Source organism: Streptomyces sp. NPDC034084, assembly GCF_055575535.1.
The window spans coordinates 11,194-29,912 of record NZ_JBVISK010000008.1 but is presented as its reverse complement, the minus strand read 5'-3'; the positions used below and the strand labels follow the sequence as shown (position 1 = coordinate 29,912).

Below are 18,719 nucleotides of genomic sequence, written 5' to 3'. Positions count from 1 at the left end.
TTGACCAACACCTGTTGGCCAACGGTCGTGGGCACCCTGGAGGAAGCCATGAGCACCACGGACACGGACGTACTCGTCATCGGCGCGGGCCCCACCGGCCTCCTGCTCGCCGGAGACCTCGCCGCCGCCGGCATCGACGTCACCCTCGTCGAGCGCCGTCCGCACGCCGTCGGCAACATGACCCGCGCCTTCGGCGTCCACGCCCGCACCCTGGAGCAGCTCGACGCCCGCGGCCTCGCCGACGACCTCCTCGCCACCGGCACCACGCTCTCCACGGCACGACTCTTCGGCCGCCTCGACCTCGACATGACCCGACTGCCCACCCGCTTCAACCACCTGCTCGTCACCCCGCAGTACGAGGTCGAGCGACTCCTGGAGCGCCGGGCGGCCGCCGCGGGCGCCAGTTTCCGGTACGGAACGGAACTGCGCGGACTGCGCCAGGACGCACACAGCGTCACCGCGGAGCTCACCGGCCCCGACCCCGACGGCACCCCGCTCACCCTCCGCGCCCGCTACCTGGTCGGCACCGACGGCGTCCGCAGCTCCGTCCGCACCGCCCTCGGCCTGCCCTTCCCCGGCCGCTCCGTGATCCGCTCCATCGTCCTCGCCGACGTACGCCTCACCGAGGAGCCCACCGACTCGTTCAGCGTCAGCGGCTCCGGAGACACCTTCGCCTTCCTCGCCCCCTTCGGCGACGGCTGGTACCGCGTCATGGGCTGGACCCGCACCCGCCAGGTCGCCGACAGCGAGCCCGTCGACCTCGACGAGATCCGCGACATCACCCGCCGCGCCCTGGGCACCGACTACGGCATGCACGACCCTCGCTGGATCTCCCGCTTCCACAGCGACGAGCGCCAGGCCCCCGCCTACCGCGTCGGCCGCGCCTTCCTCGCCGGAGACGCCGCCCACGTCCACTCCCCCGCCGGCGGCCAGGGCATGAACACCGGCCTCCAGGACGCCGCCAACCTCTCCTGGAAACTCACCGCCGCACTCCGGGGCGAGGCACCCGACCCCGAAGCCCTCCTCGACAGCTACCAGTCCGAGCGCCACCCCGTCGGCGCCATGGTGCTCCGCAGCAGCGGCGCGATCGTCCGGCTCGCGATGGCCCACACCCCACTCACCCGCGCGGCCCGCTCCCTCGCCGTCCGCTTCCTGAACGCGGCCCGGCCCGCCTCGGCCCGCGCCCTCGGCATGATCAGCGGCATCGGCATCTCCTACGCCCCCGCGCCGGGCACCGACCGCCCCTCGGGCCGCCGCGCACCCGACTTCCACCTGCGCGAAGGACGGCTCTACGAACTCCTCCGCCGGGGCGAGTTCGTCCTGATAGCCCCGGAGGGAGCCGACCCGGCCCTGCCGGGGACCGCCCCCGTCACCCCGAAGCACCTCGTACGGGCCACCTGGACGGACCCGGCGAAGAAGACCGCCGTACTGGTCCGCCCGGACGGATACGTCCACTGGGCAAGCCGATGAAGCCCGGACCGGCCTCAGAAGACGTAGGGATCCCCCGTGGCGAGCACGAGCACGCGATGGCGGTCGTTCCGGGGGTTCCGGTCGGCCGCGCCGTCCCGCCAGGCCGTGGTGATCTCGACGGTCATCTCGTCCGGGAGGGCCGCGGTGCGCAGGTCGAGCGCCAGCTCACCCACACCCCCCGCGGCCAGCAGCTCGCCCGTCCGGCAGGACACCACCCGGGCGCTGCTCCACAGACAGGCCGGCGGCAGCTCCTGACCACCCGCCATCGGCGCGGAGAAGGCGAGCCGGACCGTCGCCTGGGAGACATCGGAGGGCCCGTGGTTCTCACTGACCAGCCAGACCCCGACCCTGCCGTCCCAGAGGGAGACGTGCCCGTGATGGGACAGATCCGCCTCGCCCCCGACCACCGGCCCCACCGCACCCGCCCGCGCACCCGCACCCGTCACCACGGCGGCCACGAGAGCGACCCCGAGCACACCCCTCCGAAATCCACGCATAACGCTCAACATACCCAGAACAAATCACATTTACTGACAACCCATCAGCCCGCGTGTCCCCCGCCACACCACCCCCGAGCCCCTCCCCCGGGCCACGGCCACCGACGGCCACCTCCCCGACCTATCCTGACCGGGCGATCGACGTAATCGACCACCTGCGCGAGGAGCACGTCATGACCGGCCCCGGCACCCCCATCGCCGTCATCACCGGAGCGAGCAGCGGAATCGGCGCCGCCACCGCCCGGCAACTGGCCGCCGCCGGCTACCGAGTGGTCCTCACCGCCCGCCGCAAGGACCGCATCGAGGCCCTCGCCGCCGAGATCAACGAAGCCGGCCACCAGGCCACCGCCTACGCCCTCGACGTCACCGACCGCGCCGCCGTCGACGACTTCGCCACGGCCTTCCACACCCTCGCCGTCCTCGTCAACAACGCCGGCGGCGCCCTCGGCGCCGACCCCGTCGCCACCGGCGACCCCGAGGACTGGCGCCGGATGTACGAGGTGAACGTCCTCGGCACCCTCCACATGACCCAGGCCCTGCTCCCCGCCCTCACCGCGAGCGGCGACGGCACGGTGGTCGTCCTCTCCTCCACCGCCGGCCACTCCACCTACGAGGGCGGCGGCGGGTACGTCGCCGCCAAGAACGGCGCCCGCGTCCTCGCCGAAACCCTCCGCCTGGAGATCGTCGGCACCCCGGTCCGCGTCATCGAGATCGCCCCCGGCATGGTCAAGACCGACGAGTTCGCCACCACCCGCTTCCGCGGCGACGCCGAGAAGGCGTCCAAGGTCTACGCGGGCGTCGCCGAACCCCTCACCGCCGACGACGTGGCCGACACCATCACCTGGGCCTGCACCCGCCCCCCGCACGTCAACATCGACCTCCTGGTCGTCCGCCCCCGCGCCCAGGCCTCCAACACCAAGGTCCACCGCGAGCTGTAGAACGAGGTGGAGGGGCCGGCGCTCACCGCACCGGCCCCTCCACTCCCCCACGGAGCGCTTCAGCCCTTCACGCAGATGAACTGCTTCAGCTTGGCGACCACCTCGACGAGGTCCCGCTGCTGCTCCATCACCTGCTCGATCGGCTTGTACGCGCCCGGGATCTCGTCCACGACGCCGGAGTCCTTGCGGCACTCCACGCCCCGCGTCTGCTCCTCCAGGTCCCGCACCGTGAAGCGCCGCTTCGCCGCGCTCCGGCTCATCCTGCGTCCCGCGCCGTGCGAGGCGGAGTTGAAGGCCTTCTCGTTGCCGAGTCCCTTCACGATGTACGAGCTGGTGCCCATCGAGCCCGGGATGATCCCGAAGTCGCCACTGCCGGCGCGGATCGCGCCCTTCCGTGTGACCAGCAGGTCCATGCCCTCGTACCGCTCCTCCGCCACATAGTTGTGATGGCAGGAGATCTCGGTCTCGAAGGTCACCTTCGCCTTCCTGAACTCCCTGCGGATCACTTCCTTCAGGAGCGCCATCATGATCGCGCGGTTGTACTTCGCGTACTCCTGCGCCCAGTACAGGTCGTTCCGGTAGTCCGCCATCTGCGGGGTGTCCGAGACGAACACCGCCAGGTCGCGGTCGACCAGCCCCTGGTTGTGGGGCAGCTTCTGGGCCACGCCGATGTGGTGCTCGGCCAGTTCCTTGCCGATGTTGCGGGACCCCGAGTGCAGCATCAGCCAGACCGAGCCTGACTCATCGAGACAGACTTCGATCATGTGATTTCCGGATCCAAGCGTTCCCATCTGCTGACCTGCACGTTCACGACGGAATTTGACCGCGTCCGCGACCCCGTCGAAGCGCGACCAGAAGTCCTCCCACCCCGCCGTCGGGAACTGGTACAGCCGCTTCGGGTCCACCGCCTCGCGGTGCAGGCCCCGGCCCACCGGGATCGCCTGCTCGATCTTCGAGCGGAGGCGGGACAGGTCGCCCGGCAGGTCGTTCGCCGTCAGGGACGTCTTGACCGCCGACATCCCGCAGCCGATGTCCACGCCCACCGCCGCCGGACAGACCGCACCCTGCATCGCGATCACGGAGCCGACCGTCGCGCCCTTGCCGTAATGGACGTCCGGCATCACGGCCAGGCCCTTGATCCAGGGCAGCGTCGCCACGTTCTGCAGCTGCTGCATGGCGCCGCCCTCGACCGAGGCGGGGTCGGCCCACATCCGGATCGGTACTTTCGCGCCCGGTACCTCTACGTACGACATACTTCCTCAATTCCCCCGAAAAGCCTGATAACGCAAAAACCGGAGCCAAAGCCCGTACAGGTGACAGCGGACCGGCATCAACAGCTGCGTGTGCGATAGACATTGTGTCCATCGGCCGGGTTCGCGCGGCAAACAGTTTTCGGGAAAGACTTCGGGTGAAGGGAGCCTGGGACCGTGCAGCGAAAGAGGTACGCACCCGGCCGCACCGGCCCCACGGCTCGCACGGCCGTCGTCCTCGCACTCGGCCTCGGCCTGGGAGCCGGGCTCACGGCGTGTTCCGCCGGCGCCCCCGCCGACGACGTCGCCGTCGACGCCAAGGCCGGCCAGGCGGCCGCCGTCGTCGCGCCCCCGGGCCGCTACCGCACCCTCTTCGAGCCCTGCGGCGCCGTCCCGCAGGCCACGCTCAAGGACCTGCTGCCGGGCGCCGCCGCGCTGCCCGACGCCGAGCGCGACCGGGCGTACCGGGGGGTCGCGGCCGTCACGTACGACACGGACCGGCGCGTCGGCTGCACGTGGAAGGCCGACACTCCGGACACCTCGCACCGGCTCTCGCTCGACATCGAGCGGGTGGTGTCGTACGACGCGGCCGTCAGCGACGACGACCGGGCGCAGGAGGTGTACCTCCGCAAGCAGCTCGCGGCGGGCATCCCGGTGCCGCCGACCGCCCCGCCCACCCCGACCGGCACACCGTCCGGCTCACGGACCAGCTCCCCGTCGGGCCCGCAGACCGGTACACCGACGGGAGCCCCCACGGGCAAGCCGGCCGCGACCACCGCGCCGGCGAGCAAGCCCCCGGCGTCCGGCGCCACCCCGTCCTCGGGTGTCCCCACCCCCACCACGAGCGCCACGGGCCTGGAGCCGCGTGTCCTCGTCGGCCTGGGAGACGTCGGGTACGTCGACGACGTCCTCGGCACGGTCGGCGCGAGCAGCCACCAGCGTGCCGTCAGCGTGGTGTTCCGCACATCGAACGTGATCGTGACGGTCTCCTACCGGGAGCAGACGACGGGTTCCGCCGAGGTGCCCGACAGCGCGGAACTGCAGGAAAAGGCCCGGAATCTGGCCCGGCAGCTCGCCGAGCGGCTTGAGGAGTAGCGGTTCGGCTCCGCTCCGTGAGGGGAGGGCGACCACGTAACGTGTCGGCGTACCAGGCCGGATCGTACGACAAGCGACTGAAGGAACCATGCAGCGATCAGCTCCGCGAACGCGTCTCACCCGCATACTCGCCTGCGCCGCCGTCCCGGTGATGCTCGTCGCCGTGGGCTGCTCCTCGGACTCGGACGACTCCGGCAAGGCGCAGGGGCAGGGCCAGACGGCGGCGTCGACGTCGGCGACCCCGTCGCCGTCGCAGTCGACGAAGACGGTCGAGCCGGCGAGGTTCGCGAAGCTGCCCGAGGTGTGCAAGTCGGTCTCCGCGAAGACGACGGCGTCGCTGGTGCCGAAGGCGAAGACGAAGAACGGTACGCCCGCTGCCTCCAGTGACCTGACGAGCCGTGGTGGCTGCTCGTGGAACGGTCTGGAGGACAAGGGCGTGGAGGGTTCTCAGTACCGCTGGCTGGACGTGTCGTTCTACCGGTACGACTCGGACGCGGCGCTCGGCAGCGGTCAGGAGCGGGCGCGGGAGAACTTCGCGAAGGAGCTGGCGAAGGTCGAGGCGACGCCGGGGGCGAAGAAGCTGCGGACGGTGACGGCCACGGGCATCGGGGACGAGGCGAGGACGGTCACGTACCAGCTGCGGAAGACGGACGAGGACTTCGTGTACACGTCGATCGTGGCGCGTACGGGCAATGTGCTGGTGCTGCTGTCGTACAACGGCGCCGGTTACGCGGGTGCCGAGACGCCGTCGGAGAAGACGATCACGAACGGTGCGGCGAAGGCGGTCAAGGAGGCTGTCGCCGCGGTCGCCGCAGCCAACAAGTAGTCACAAAGCGGCGCAGGGTGGCACATTCGCGCGGAGCCCGTCCCTCCCCCGAGGGCGGGCTTCGCGCACATGTGCCACTCTGTGCGCGCCGGATGTCGAATGACGGGAGGGGTCGCGGGTGGCCGCGATGCAGCTGACACGCACACACCGAATACTCATCGGCCTCGTCATCGGCGGTGCGCTGATCATCGCGGGGATCGGTTTCGCGGGTTCGTACGCCGCTGTGCGCGAGCTCGCTCTGCAGAAGGGCTTCGGGAACTTCTCGTACTTCTTCCCGATCGGTATCGACGCGGGCATCTGTGTGCTGCTCGCTCTGGACCTGCTGCTGACGTGGCTGCGGATCCCGTTTCCGCTGTTGCGTCAGACGGCGTGGGTGCTGACGGCGGCGACGATCGCGTTCAACGGTGCGGCTGCCTGGCCGGATCCGCTGGGCGTGGGGATGCACGCGGTGATCCCGGTGCTGTTCGTGGTGGCGGTGGAGGCCGCGCGGCACGCGGTGGGCCGGATCGCGGACATCACGGCCGACAAGCACATGGAGGGCGTCCGGATCACTCGCTGGCTGCTGTCGCCGGTGCCGACGTTCCGGTTGTGGCGGCGGATGAAGCTGTGGGAGCTCCGCTCGTACGAGCAGGTCATCAAGTTGGAGCAGGAGCGGCTGATCTACCAGGCGCGGCTGCAGGCGCGCTTCGGGCGGGGGTGGCGGCGGAAGGCTCCGGTGGAGGCGTTGATGCCGCTGCGGCTGGCGCGGTACGGGGTGCCGCTGGCGGAGACGGCTCCGGCGGGTCTGGCGGCGGCCGGTATCGAACCGGCGGTGCTTCCTCCGGGTCCGCAGCCGCAGCTGTCGCAGCCGGTCGCGCCGGCGCAGTCCCAGCAGGCGGCGGCGCCGCACCCCCAGATCCCGGGGCAGGTCCCTGGTCAGGCGCAGCCGGCGCCCCCCGCGCAGGGTCCGAACCAGCCGTCGGCGCCGGTGGGTCCGGTGAATCACGAGAGCCCGTGGTTCGACGCCCCGCAGGTCTCGCCCGAGGCGTACGAGGGTACGTACAACCCGCGGATCGTGGAGGGTCTGGAGCCCATGCCGGTTCCGGTGCCCCAGGGGCCGGAGGACGTGCCTCCGGCGGGTCCGGAGGAGTTCGTGGAGTACCCGGAGTACGTGGAGCAGCCGGAGCCCCGGTCGGCCGAGTTCGAGGATGTCGTCTACAAGGTGATGGGGTCGTACGTGCTTGAGCACGAGCGGTTCCCGGACGAGTCCCAGCTGGCGCAGCTGGTGGCCGAGCAGTACGGCCTTGCGGAGTTTCCCGCGACCGACATCGATGTGCTGCGGCAGGCGGTGCCGGGTGCGCAGGAGCGTGTCCAGGAGGCGAGGGCGGACGTGGACGTCCCGTAACGACGGTGTACGCGAAAGGGCCGCCGTCCGGATCGGATCCGGGCGGCGGCCCTTCGCGTACTCAGCTCATGGGCTCAGGCGCCGAGCAGCTTCCTGACCCGCTCGGCGCCGACGGCGAGCAGCAGCGTGGGCAGGCGGGGGCCCGTCTCGCGGCTGACGAGGAGCTTGTAGAGGAGGGCGAAGAAGGCGCGCTGGGCGAGCTTCAGCTCGGGCGTGGGCTTGGCCTCGGGGTCGAGACCGGCCATGACCTTGGGGACGCCGTAGACGAGGGTGGTGAGTCCGTCGAGCGACCAGTGGGTGTCGAGGCCGGCCAGGAGGAGGCGGAGGGACTCGCGGCCCTCGTCGTCGAGGGAGCCGAGGAGCTCGGTGTCGGGCTCCTCGCGGACGATGGTGCGCTGGTCGGCGGGGACCTGGTTGGTGATCCAGTTCTCGGCGCGGTCGAGGCGCGGCCGGACCTCGTCGAGGGAGGTGACCGGGTTCTCGGGGTCGAGCTCGGTCAGGATCCGCAGTGTCTGCTCGTCGTGTCCGGCGGTGATGTCCATGACGGAGGCGAGGGTGCGGTACGGGAGGGGGCGCGGGGTGCGCGGCAGCTCGCCGGCGGCCGTGCGGGTGGCGCGGGAGTGGGCGGCCGCGTCGGCGGGCAGGACGGTGCCGTCGGCGACCTTGGCCTCCAGCTTGTCCCACTCGTCGTAGAGCCGCTGGATCTCCTGGTCGAAGGCGATCTTGAAGGACTGGTTGGGCTTGCGGCGGGCGTAGAGCCAGCGGAGGAGCTGGGGCTCCATGATCTTCAGTGCGTCGGCGGGGGTGGGGACGCCGCCCTTGGAGGAGGACATCTTGGCCATGCCGCTGATGCCGACGAAGGCGTACATGGGGCCGATGGGCTGGACGCCGTCGAAGACCTCGCGGACGATCTGGCCGCCGACGACGAAGGAGGAGCCGGGTGAGGAGTGGTCGACGCCGGAGGGCTCGAAGATGACGCCCTCGTAGGCCCAGCGCATGGGCCAGTCGACCTTCCAGACCAGCTTGCCGCGGTTGAACTCGCTGAGCTTGACGGTCTCGCCGAAGCCGCAGTTGGTGCAGGTGTAGGCGAGTTCGGTGGTCTCGTCGTCGTAGGAGGTGACGGTGGTGAGGTCCTTCTCGCACTGCCCGCAGTAGGGCTTGTACGGGAAGTAGCCGGAGGTGCCGCCGGAGCCGTCGTCCTCGTTGGCCGCGCCGGAGCCCTCCTCGGCCTCCAGCTCGGCCTCGTCGACGGGCTTCTGGGACTGCTTCTTCGGGGCCTTCTTCGTCCGGTACTGGTCGAGGATGGCGTCGATGTCGCCGCGGTGCTTCATGGCGTGCAGGATCTGCTCGCGGTAGGCGCCGGCGGTGTACTGCTCGGTCTGGCTGATCGGGTCGTATTCGACGCCCAGCTCGGCGAGCGACTCGACCATGGCGGCCTTGAAGTGCTCGGCCCAGTTGGGGTGGGGCGAGCCGGCCGGGGCCGGGACGGAGGTCAGCGGCTTGCCGATGTGCTCGGCCCAGGACTCGTCGATGCCCTCGATGCCGTGGGGCACCTTGCGGTAGCGGTCGTAGTCGTCCCAGGAGATGAGGTGCCGGACCTCGTGGCCGCGGCGGCGGATCTCGTCGGCGACCAGGTGCGGGGTCATGACCTCGCGCAGGTTGCCGAGGTGGATCGGGCCGGACGGGGAGAGGCCGGAGGCGACGACGACCGGTTTGCCAGGCGCACGTCGCTCCGACTCGGCGATGACCTCGTCCGCGAAACGGGAGACCCAGTCGGTCTCGGTGCTGCTCTGAGCCACGGTCGGTACGTCCTTCTTCCTGGGAGGGGTTCTGTCTGACAGCCCTGCGTAAGTCATTCTCCCAGACGGAACGGGACTCTCGGAGGTTGTCCACAGGCGGGGAAATCACGTTGCGCTCCCGTGGGACACTTGACAGGCGAATCAGACCTGACGGACTCAACAGGAACGGAAGCTCATGGCCTCGGTCCCTTCCCTCGCTTCGACCGTGCAGCAGCGCCTCGCGGACGGCCTTTCGGCGGCTCTGCCGGACGCCGCGTCCGCCGACCCGCTGCTGCGACGAAGCGACCGGGCCGACTTCCAGGCCAACGGCATCCTGGCGCTCGCCAAGCAGCTCAAGGGCAACCCGCGTGAGCTGGCGACGAAGGTCGTCGAGGCGATCCCGGCGAACGACGTCCTGAAGGAGATCGAGGTCTCGGGCCCCGGCTTCCTGAACATCACGGTGACGGACGCGGCGATCATCGACACGCTCGCGGCCCGTGCGGCGGACGCGCGTCTCGGCGTGCCGTTCAACGAGTCGGCGGGGACGACGGTCATCGACTACGCGCAGCCGAACGTGGCCAAGGAGATGCACGTCGGTCACCTGCGGTCCGCCGTGATCGGCGCGGCGATGGTCGAGATCCTGGAGTTCACGGGCGAGACGGTGGTCCGGCGCCACCACATCGGCGACTGGGGCACCCAGTTCGGCATGCTCATCCAGTACCTGATCGAGCACCCGCACGAGCTGGACCACTCGTCGGAGGCGGAGGTCTCCGGCGAGGAGGCCATGTCGAACCTGAACCGGCTGTACAAGGCGTCGCGCGCGCTGTTCGACTCCGACGAGGGGTTCAAGACGCGGGCGCGTGCCCGGGTGGTGGACCTCCAGGCGGGCGACGAGGAGACGCTGGCCCTCTGGCAGCGGTTCGTCGACGAGTCGAAGATCTACTTCTACTCGGTCTTCGACAAGCTGGACATGGACATCCGGGACGGCGACGTCGTCGGCGAGTCCGGGTACAACGACATGCTGGTGGAGACCTGCCGCCTCCTGGAGGAGTCGGGCGTCGCCGTCCGCTCCGAGGGCGCGCTGTGTGTGTTCTTCGACGACGTGAAGGGCCCGGACGGCAAGCCGACGCCGCTGATCGTGCAGAAGTCCGACGGCGGCTTCGGCTACGCGGCGACGGACCTGTCGGCGATCCGTGACCGGGTGGGGAACCTGAAGGCGACCTCCCTGCTGTACGTGGTGGACGCCCGCCAGTCGCTGCACTTCAAGATGGTCTTCGAGACGGCCCGCCGCGCGGGCTGGCTGAACGGCGAGGTGAAGGCCGTCCAGCTGGCGTTCGGCACGGTCCTGGGCAAGGACGGCAAGCCGTTCAAGACCCGTGAGGGCGAGACGGTGCGGCTGGTGGATCTGCTGGACGAGGCCGTCGACCGGGCGACGTCGGTGGTGCGCGAGAAGGCCGAGAAGGTGGGCTTGACCGAGTCGGAGATCGTGGAGAACGGTCAGTACGTGGGCATCGGCGCGGTGAAGTACGCCGATCTGTCGACGTCCGCCGCGCGGGACTACAAGTTCGACCTGGACCAGATGGTCTCGCTGAACGGCGACACGTCCGTGTACCTCCAGTACGCGTACGCCCGTATCAAGTCCATCTTCGGCAAGGCGGGCGACCGCACTCCTGTCGCCCACCCGGAGCTGGAGCTCGCTCCGGCGGAGCGCGCGCTCGGCCTGCACCTGGACCAGTTCGCCGAGACGGTGTCCGAAGCGGCCTCGGAGTACGCGCCGCACAAGCTCACCGCGTACCTGTACCAGCTCGCCTCGCTGTACACGACGTTCTACGACCAGTGCCCGGTCATCAAGCCGGCGCCGGCGCAGGAGGTCGCGGAGAACCGCCTCTTCCTCTGTGACCTGACGGCCCGCACGCTCCACCAGGGCATGGCTCTGCTGGGCATCCGGACGCCCGAGCGCCTCTGAGGCCTCGAAGCGAAGCCCCCGGCGCGGAGTGATCCGGTGCCGGGGGCTTCGTCGTCAGCGGATGTCGTGCGAGGTGCGGCCGGAGACCTCGTCGATCTCCCTGTGGGCCTTCTGGAGCAGCTGCGAGGCGAGGTCCATCAGGGCGCGCGCGCCGGCGATCTCCTCGCCCACCCGCAGCTGGTCGGGATCGGAGGGGTGACGGTTCGCGTTGCCGTGGGCCCGGAACTCGGTGCCGTCCCCGAGCCGGACCATGGCGGCGGCCCGCGTCCGGTCACCCTCTTCCTGGAACTCCATCTCCACATGCCATCCGACAAGCGTGTGCATCATGAGGACCACCTCCACCGAGGTACCTGCCGGCTACCCCTCCAGGGTGCGCCGCCCGCTGCCGCCCCACCACTCGCCCGTTGTCAGTGGTCGGCCCTACCTTCTGATCATGGCGATGATCCCGAACCAGCTGCCCAGGCTCGTGTCCGACCCGACCGGCCGTTCCCTCGGCCTCGACCTGCCGCCCGGTGCCCTCGCGGGCCCGGCGGACGACCCGTACCTCTGGTCGGGGCACGACGCGGCGGGGCCCGCGGCCTGGGCGGCGCTGCGCCCGGCGGCCCGTACGGCGGGTCTGCTGCCGGTCCTGCTGGGCGGACCGTCCGACCTGGACGGGTGGCAGCTGATGCCGGAGATGATGACCGATCCGGCGGACCACGACGCCGACGACGTGCTCGCCGGCTTCTGGGAGGACCACGTGGCCTCGGACGTACCGGAGGAGGAGCGGGACTCCGCCGTGGAGATCGTAGCCCCCTTCACCGCCTGCTGGCCTGGCCCCGGCGCTGCCGCTCGATGTGGACCCCGACGGGGCGGCGGCCGACATCGCCGAGGCGCTGACGGAGCCGGGCTCCTGGCCGGCGGAGGCCCGTCCGGCTCTGGTCCCGGCCCGGCGCAGTGCCGACATACCGGCGGTCATCGGCTGGACGGGGCCCGTGAACCACGAGAACGACGTGGCCCGGCTGTGCGCCGTCCTGCGCTCCTGGGAGGACCGTTTCGGCGCCCGTGTCGTCGCGCTCACCTTCGACCGACTGGTGGTGTCGGTGGCGGCACCGCCCCGGACCGCGCAGGAGGCCGAGGCGGTCGCGGCGGAGCACTTCGCGTTCTGCCCGGACACCATCACGCAGGGGCGGTACGACACCCTGCGCGAGTACGCCCAGAAGGCCCTGCTCGACGCCCCGGCATGGAGCTTCTGGTGGGACTAGCGGTCAGCCGCGTCCGGCGGACAGGTTCCGGGCGACCTCGGTCGCCCAGTAGGTGAGGATCATCTGGGCGCCGGCGCGGCGGATGCCGGTGAGGGTTTCCAGGATCGCCTTGTCACGGTCGATCCAGCCCTTCTCGGCGGCGGCCTCGACCATCGCGTACTCACCGCTGATCTGGTACGCGGCGACGGGCACGTCCACGGAGTCGGCGACCTTCGCGAGCACGTCGAGGTACGGCCCCGCGGGCTTCACCATCACCATGTCCGCGCCCTCCTCCAGGTCGAGCGCGAGCTCGCGCATGGACTCGCGGAGGTTGGCGGGGTCCTGCTGGTAGGTCTTGCGGTCACCCTTGAGGGAGGAGCCGACGGCCTCGCGGAAGGGGCCGTAGAAGGCGGAGGAGTACTTCGCGGTGTACGCGAGGATCGCCACGTCCTCCTTGCCGATGGTGTCCAGGGCGTCGCGGACGACCCCGACCTGCCCGTCCATCATCCCGGAGGGGCCGACGACGTGGACGCCGGCGTCGGCCTGGACCTGGGCCATCTCGGCGTAACGTTCCAGCGTGGCGTCGTTGTCGACCCGGCCGTCGGCGTCGAGGACGCCGCAGTGCCCGTGGTCGGTGAACTCGTCGAGGCACAGGTCCGACATGATGACCAGGTCGTCGCCGACCTCGGCGCGGACGTCGCGGATGGCGAGCTGCAGAATCCCGTCCGGGTCCGTGCCGGCCGTCCCGACGGCGTCCTTCTTCGCGTCCTCGGGCACGCCGAAGAGCATGATCCCGGAGACCCCGGCCTCCAGCGCCTCCACGGCGGCCTTCCGCAGGGTGTCGCGCGTGTGCTGTACGACCCCGGGCATGGCCTGGATCGGCACGGGTTCGGTGATCCCCTCGCGCACGAACGCGGGCAGGATCAGGTCGGCGGGATGCAGCCGCGTCTCGGCCACCATCCGGCGCAGGGCAGGCGTCGTCCGCAGCCGCCGCGGGCGCGCCCCGGGAAAGGATCCGTACGAGTTCATAAACCGAGGCTACGCCCGCGCTCCCCATGCCTTTGCCGACGCGGTGTGGGCATACGCCCCGAGCGCCCGGCACACGCGGTGCGGGTCAGGCCGCGGGAGCCTCTGGCGCCGGCAAGGGCGCCGTCCCGTTGTGCCCACCCGTTCCGCCCTGCGGAACGACTGCCCACAACGGGCGTGCGGTGCCGCCCACGACGACAAGGGGTGCGGGCCCGTGAAGACGGACCCGCACCCCCAGCACGCACCCCTACGTCGTCCGTCGCCTCCGCGCCCCCGGCCTCCGCTCGCTGGGCCGCGTCACCGGATCCCCCGCCTCCAGCGCCGACTCGCGGCGCCGCAGGCCGAAGTCCGCCAGAGCCTCGGCGAGCTTGTGGACGGACGGCTCCGGCGAGAGCACGTCGACGCGCAGCCCGTGCTCCTCGGCCGTCTTGGCCGTGGCGGGCCCGATGCAGGCGATCACGGTCACGTTGTGCGGCTTGCCGGCGATGCCGACCAGGTTCCGCACGGTGGAGGAGGAGGTGAAGAGCACGGCGTCGAAGCCGCCGCCCTTGATCGCCTCCCGCGTGTCCGCCGGCGGCGGCGAGGCCCGTACGGTCCGGTAGGCCGTGACGTCGTCGACCTCCCAGCCGAGCTCGATGAGCCCCGCGACCAGCGTCTCGGTCGCGATGTCGGCGCGCGGCAGGAAGACGCGGTCGATCGGGTCGAAGACCGGGTCGTACGGCGGCCAGTCCTCGAGGAGACCCGCCGCGGACTGCTCACCGCTGGGCACGAGGTCCGGCTTCACACCGAAGTCCACCAGGGCCGCCGCGGTCTGCTCGCCCACCGCCGCGACCTTGATCCCGGCGAAGGCGCGGGCGTCGAGCCCGTACTCCTCGAACTTCTCCCGTACGGCCTTCACGGCGTTCACCGAGGTGAAGGCGATCCACTCGTACCGTCCGGTGACGAGCCCCTTGACCGCCCGCTCCATCTGCTGCGGGGTGCGCGGCGGCTCGACGGCGATGGTCGGCACCTCGTGCGGCACCGCGCCGTACGAACGCAGCTGGTCGGAGAGCGACGCGGCCTGCTCCTTGGTGCGCGGCACGAGGACCCGCCACCCGAAGAGCGGCTTCGACTCGAACCACGACAGCTGGTCCCGCTGCGCCGGGGCGCTGCGCTCGCCGACCACGGCTATGACCGGCCGGTGGCCCTCGGGCGAGGGGAGGACCTTGCCCTGCTTGAAGACCTGGGCGATCGTCCCGAGGGTCGCGTTCCAGGTCCGCTGCCTCGTCGTGGTGCCGGCGATGGTGACGGTGAGCGGGGTGTCCGGCTTGCGGCCGGCCGCCACCAGCTCACCGGCCGCCGCGGCGACCGAGTCCAGGGTCGTGGAGACGACGACGGTCCCGTCGGAGGCGCCGACCTCGGACCAGCACCGCTCGTCGGCGGTGCGGGCGTCGACGAAGCGCACGTCGGTGCCCTGCGCGTCGCGCAGCGGCACACCGGCGTACGCGGGGACGCCGACGGCCGTGGCGACGCCGGGCACGACCTCGAAGGGGATGCCCTCGGCGGCGCAGGCGAGCATCTCGGCTCCCGCGTTCCCGTCGAGTCCGGGGTCGCCCGTCACCGCACGGACGACCCGCCTGCCGCCCCTCGCGGCCTCCATGACAAGATTGGCCGCGTCCCTCAACACGGGGACTCCGGCGGTTGTTGACGCCTCGTCAACGACCGTCAGCTCAGGCGTGCTCACCCCCACGCGCGCATGGCCGCGAACGACCTCGAGCACCTCCGGCTCGGCGATCAGGACATCCGCTCCGGCGAGGGCCTCCACGGCCCTGAGGGTCAGGAGACCGGGGTCACCGGGGCCTGCGCCGAGGAATGTGACGTGCCCATGGCCCGCGAAGGCCGGGGACAGCGGGCTGGTGGTCGGGCTGGTGGGGTTCAAAGTGCTCGCTCCCCCATAAGACCGGCCGCACCCTTGGCGAGCATCTCGTCCGCGAGTTCGCGTCCGAGCGCCAGGGCCTCGTCGTGCGAGGTGGGTACGGGTCCGGTGGTGGACAGCTGCACCAGCGTCGAGCCGTCGGTGGTGCCGACGACGCCGCGCAGGCGCATTTCGGTGACAACCTGCCCGTGACCGGGGTCGTCGGCCAACAGGTCGGCCAGCGCACCCACGGGTGCGGAGCAGCCGGCCTCCAGGGCGGCGAGCAGGGATCGCTCGGCCGTCACGGCGGCCCGCGTGTGCGGGTCGTCGAGCGGCGCGAGCGCGGCGACGAGTTCGGTGTTCGACGCCAGGCATTCGACGGCCAGGGCCCCCTGGCCGGGGGCGGGCAGGACGGTGTCGACGGCCAGCGGCTCGGCGGAGAGGCCGCCGAGGAGCTCGTCGGTCCCGCCGATGCGGTTGAGTCCGGCCGCGGCGAGGACGACGGCGTCCAGCTCTCCCTCGCGGACGTAGCCGACGCGGGTGTCGACGTTGCCGCGGATGGGGACGCAGGTGATGTCCAGGCCGTGGCTGCGCGCGTACGCGTGGAGCTGTGCCATCCGGCGGGGGGAGCCGGTGCCGACCCGGGCGCCGCCGGGCAGCCGGTCCAGCGTGAGCCCGTCGCGGGCGATCAGTACGTCGCGCGGGTCCTCGCGCGACGGGATCGCGGCCAGCACCAGGTCGGGGTGCTGGGCGGTCGGCAGGTCCTTCAGGGAGTGCACGGCGAAGTCCACCTCGCCGGCGAGCAGCGCGTCGCGCAGGGCGGCGACGAAGACGCCGGTGCCGCCGATCTGCGCGAGGTGCTCCCGGGAGGTGTCCCCGTACGTCGTGATCTCCACGAGCTCGACGGGCCGGCCGGTCAGCTGCCGGACGGCGTCGGCCACATGCCCGGACTGGGCCATGGCGAGCTTGCTGCGCCTGGTCCCGAGCCTCAGTGCCCTCTCGGTCATACTCGCCCTCGGTTCTTGACGTCGGCGTCAGTCAGGTCGGCCCGGCTGACGGAAGCCACCGTCTCCGGGTCGAGGTCGAAGAGTGTCCGCAGCGCGTCCGCGTACCCGGCACCGCCGGGCTCGCTGGCCAGCTGCTTGACCCGCACGGTCGGCGCGTGCAGGAGCTTGTCGACCACGCGGCGCACGGTCTGGGTGATCTCGGCGCGCTGCTTGTCGTCGAGGTCGGGGAGGCGGCCTTCCAGCCGGGCGACCTCGCCCGCGACCACGTCGGCGGCCATGGTGCGCAGGGCGACGACGGTCGGAGTGATGTGGGCGGCGCGCTGGGCGGCGCCGAAGGCGGCGACCTCGTCGGAGACGATGGCCCGCACCTGGTCGACGTCGGCGGCCATGGGGGCGTCGGCGGAGGCGTCGGCGAGCGACTCGATGTCGACGAGCCGGACGCCGGGGACGCGGTGGGCGGCGGCGTCGATGTCGCGGGGCATGGCGAGGTCGAGCAGGAAGAGCGGAGCCTTGCGTCCACGCAGCGCGTCCTCGACGGCCTGGCCGGTGAGGACGAGTCCGGTGGCGCCGGTGCAGGAGACGACGACGTCGGCACGTGTCAGTTCGTCGCCGACGGCAACCATCTCGGCCGCGCGTGCGGCCACCCCCGTGCCGCCGGGCTCGTTCAGGATCTGCGCGAGCCGCTGGGCGCGGGCGAGGGTGCGGTTGGCGATGACGATCTCGGAGACGCCGGAGCGCGCGAGCGTGGCGGCGGCGAGCGAGGACATCGAGCCGGCCCCGATGACGAGGGCCCGCTTGCCCTTGGCCCAGGTGTCGACGTCGGTGCCCTGGGCGAGCTGCTCCAGGCCGAAGGTGACGAGCGACTGGCCGGCCCGGTCGATCCCGGTCTCGCTGTGGGCGCGCTTGCCGACCCTCAGGGCCTGCTGGAAGAGGTCGTTGAGGAGGCGGCCGGCGGTGTGGAGCTCCTGGCCGAGGGCGAGGGCGTCCTTGATCTGGCCGAGGATCTGGCCCTCGCCGACGACCATGGAGTCGAGCCCGCAGGCCACCGAGAAGAGGTGGTGGACGGCCCGGTCCTCGTAGTGGACATAGAGATAAGGAGTGAGCTCGTCCAGACCGACGCCGCTGTGCTGCGCGAGCAGCGTGGAAAGCTCGGCGACGCCGGCGTGGAACTTGTCGACGTCGGCGTAGAGCTCGATGCGGTTGCAGGTGGCCAGGACGGTGCCCTCGGTGGCCGGTTCGGCGGCGAGGGTGTCCTGGAGCAGCTTGATCCGGGTGTCCGCCGGCAGCGAGGCCCGCTCCAGGATGGAGACCGGGGCGCTGCGGTGGCTCAGCCCGACGACGAGGAGGCTCATGCCGGCATCACCGCGGGGACGTCCCCGTCGGGTCCCTTACGGCCGGTGCCGCCCGTGGCGCCCCGGGGGGCGGGCGGTGCGACGGCGACGGGCTCCGCCTCGGCGTCCGTGTCGGAGCCCTCCTCGGCGCTCTCCTCGCCGGCCTTGCGCTGCTCGTGGAAGGCGAGGATCTGCAGCTCGATGGAGAGGTCGACCTTGCGCACGTCCACGCCGTCGGGCACGGAGAGCACGGTCGGGGCGAAGTTCAGGATGGAGGTGACTCCGGCGGCCACGAGCCGGTCGCAGACCTGCTGGGCGACGCCGGCCGGGGTCGCGATGACGCCGATGGAGACGCCGTCCTCGCTGATGATCTTCTCGAGGTCGTCGCTGTGCTGGACGGGGATCCCGGCGACCGGCTTGCCGGTCATGGCGGGGTCGGCGTCGATGAGCGCGGCGACGCGGAAGCCACGCGAGGCGAAGCCGCCGTAGCCGGCGAGTGCGGCGCCGAGGTTACCGATGCCGACGATGACGACGGGCCAGTCCTGGGTGAGCCCCAGCTCACGGGAGATCTGGTAGACGAGGTACTCGACGTCGTAGCCGACACCGCGGGTGCCGTAGGAGCCGAGGTAGCTGAAGTCCTTGCGCAGCTTCGCGGAGTTGACCCCCGCCGCGGCGGCGAGCTCTTCGGAGGAGACCGTGGGTACGGAACGCTCCGAGAGCGCGGTGAGTGCGCGCAGATACAGCGGAAGCCGGGCGACGGTGGCCTCGGGAATTCCTCGGCTACGGGTCGCCGGTCGGTGAGTTCGGCCAGTTGCCACGGTGCTCCTGCGGGATGAGCGGGGCTGCAGGCGGCCATATGTCCCAAGACCGCCCCGTCGAATGCAGGCTATGTCTTTGTGAACGCGTGCACAAAGATGGTGTCCGTTTTGTCCGCCCAAAGTGACCGGGGTCACGCGGCCGGTTCGTATCGTCGCGGAACCGCGGAGCGTGTCAGCGCGTTGAGATCCCGAAGGGGGCAAAGCCGCACACTCTCC

15 protein-coding genes and 1 pseudogene are annotated in these 18,719 nt (G+C 71.3%); 7 read left to right on the top strand and 9 right to left on the bottom strand.

Annotated elements, in window-relative coordinates; genetic code table 11:
- Positions 1-48: 48 nt before the first annotated feature.
- Complete coding sequence (locus ACZ51I_RS26835; protein WP_468880609.1) at positions 49-1,470, top strand: FAD-dependent oxidoreductase; 1,422 nt, start codon at positions 49-51, stop codon at positions 1,468-1,470.
- 14 nt (positions 1,471-1,484) lie between these two features.
- On the opposite strand, the gene ACZ51I_RS26830 is transcribed toward ACZ51I_RS26835, so the two are convergent.
- On the bottom strand, positions 1,485-1,967 hold the full coding sequence (locus tag ACZ51I_RS26830; RefSeq protein ID WP_468880606.1) for a hypothetical protein: 483 nt from the start codon (positions 1,965-1,967) through the stop codon (positions 1,485-1,487).
- 173 nt (positions 1,968-2,140) lie between these two features.
- On the opposite strand from ACZ51I_RS26830, the gene ACZ51I_RS26825 reads away from it, so the two are divergent.
- The gene (locus tag ACZ51I_RS26825) at positions 2,141-2,905 is read left to right on the top strand and encodes an SDR family NAD(P)-dependent oxidoreductase (RefSeq protein ID WP_468880603.1); all 765 of its coding nucleotides are present in this window, start codon (positions 2,141-2,143) and stop codon (positions 2,903-2,905) included.
- 59 nt (positions 2,906-2,964) lie between these two features.
- Here the strand turns inward: ACZ51I_RS26825 and ACZ51I_RS26820 are convergent, their stop codons facing one another.
- On the bottom strand, positions 2,965-4,158 hold the full coding sequence (locus ACZ51I_RS26820; protein ID WP_468880601.1) for an RtcB family protein: 1,194 nt from the start codon (positions 4,156-4,158) through the stop codon (positions 2,965-2,967).
- Between the two features lie 174 nt (positions 4,159-4,332).
- Between ACZ51I_RS26820 and ACZ51I_RS26815 the strand changes: the two genes are divergently transcribed.
- From ACZ51I_RS26815 to ACZ51I_RS26805, 3 genes are all read left to right on the top strand, one after another.
- Positions 4,333-5,250, top strand: coding sequence for a DUF3558 domain-containing protein (locus tag ACZ51I_RS26815; protein ID WP_468880598.1), 918 nt, complete (start codon positions 4,333-4,335; stop codon positions 5,248-5,250).
- 88 nt (positions 5,251-5,338) lie between these two features.
- Positions 5,339-6,076 (top strand): DUF3558 domain-containing protein, encoded by a 738-nt coding sequence (locus ACZ51I_RS26810; RefSeq protein WP_468880596.1) that lies wholly within the window; start codon positions 5,339-5,341, stop codon positions 6,074-6,076.
- A 127-nt stretch (positions 6,077-6,203) separates the two neighbouring features.
- A complete protein-coding gene (locus ACZ51I_RS26805) occupies positions 6,204-7,460 on the top strand; it encodes a DUF2637 domain-containing protein (protein WP_468880593.1) in 1,257 nt (418 codons plus the stop codon).
- 74 nt (positions 7,461-7,534) lie between these two features.
- On the opposite strand, the gene lysS is transcribed toward ACZ51I_RS26805, so the two are convergent.
- Positions 7,535-9,316, bottom strand: coding sequence for a lysine--tRNA ligase (gene lysS, locus ACZ51I_RS26800; RefSeq protein ID WP_468880590.1), 1,782 nt, complete (start codon positions 9,314-9,316; stop codon positions 7,535-7,537).
- 118 nt (positions 9,317-9,434) lie between these two features.
- On the opposite strand from lysS, the gene argS reads away from it, so the two are divergent.
- On the top strand, positions 9,435-11,204 hold the full coding sequence (gene argS / locus ACZ51I_RS26795; protein WP_468880587.1) for an arginine--tRNA ligase: 1,770 nt from the start codon (positions 9,435-9,437) through the stop codon (positions 11,202-11,204).
- Positions 11,205-11,258: 54 nt separating this feature from the next.
- Here the strand turns inward: argS and ACZ51I_RS26790 are convergent, their stop codons facing one another.
- Positions 11,259-11,528, bottom strand: coding sequence for a DUF1876 domain-containing protein (locus tag ACZ51I_RS26790; protein WP_468881302.1), 270 nt, complete (start codon positions 11,526-11,528; stop codon positions 11,259-11,261).
- Positions 11,529-11,637: 109 nt separating this feature from the next.
- Here ACZ51I_RS26790 and ACZ51I_RS26785 point away from each other — a divergent pair.
- Positions 11,638-12,448: pseudogene (locus tag ACZ51I_RS26785) on the top strand (DUF4253 domain-containing protein).
- 3 nt (positions 12,449-12,451) lie between these two features.
- Here the strand turns inward: ACZ51I_RS26785 and hemB are convergent.
- The 5 genes from hemB to ACZ51I_RS26760 all read right to left on the bottom strand — a co-directional run bounded on the left by hemB (position 12,452) and on the right by ACZ51I_RS26760 (position 18,503).
- On the bottom strand, positions 12,452-13,456 hold the full coding sequence (gene hemB, locus ACZ51I_RS26780; RefSeq protein WP_468880585.1) for a porphobilinogen synthase: 1,005 nt from the start codon (positions 13,454-13,456) through the stop codon (positions 12,452-12,454).
- Positions 13,457-13,700: 244 nt separating this feature from the next.
- Positions 13,701-15,371, bottom strand: coding sequence for a bifunctional uroporphyrinogen-III C-methyltransferase/uroporphyrinogen-III synthase (locus ACZ51I_RS26775; protein WP_468880582.1), 1,671 nt, complete (start codon positions 15,369-15,371; stop codon positions 13,701-13,703).
- A complete protein-coding gene (hemC, locus tag ACZ51I_RS26770; RefSeq protein WP_468880580.1) occupies positions 15,368-16,354 on the bottom strand; it encodes a hydroxymethylbilane synthase in 987 nt (328 codons plus the stop codon). The genes ACZ51I_RS26775 and hemC overlap by 4 nt, the downstream gene beginning before the upstream one ends.
- A complete protein-coding gene (locus ACZ51I_RS26765) occupies positions 16,351-17,706 on the bottom strand; it encodes a glutamyl-tRNA reductase (RefSeq protein ID WP_468880577.1) in 1,356 nt (451 codons plus the stop codon). Before ACZ51I_RS26765 ends, hemC begins: the two co-directional genes overlap by 4 nt.
- The gene (locus ACZ51I_RS26760) at positions 17,703-18,503 is read right to left on the bottom strand and encodes a redox-sensing transcriptional repressor Rex (RefSeq protein WP_468880575.1); all 801 of its coding nucleotides are present in this window, start codon (positions 18,501-18,503) and stop codon (positions 17,703-17,705) included. The genes ACZ51I_RS26765 and ACZ51I_RS26760 overlap by 4 nt, the downstream gene beginning before the upstream one ends.
- Positions 18,504-18,719 lie beyond the last annotated feature (216 nt).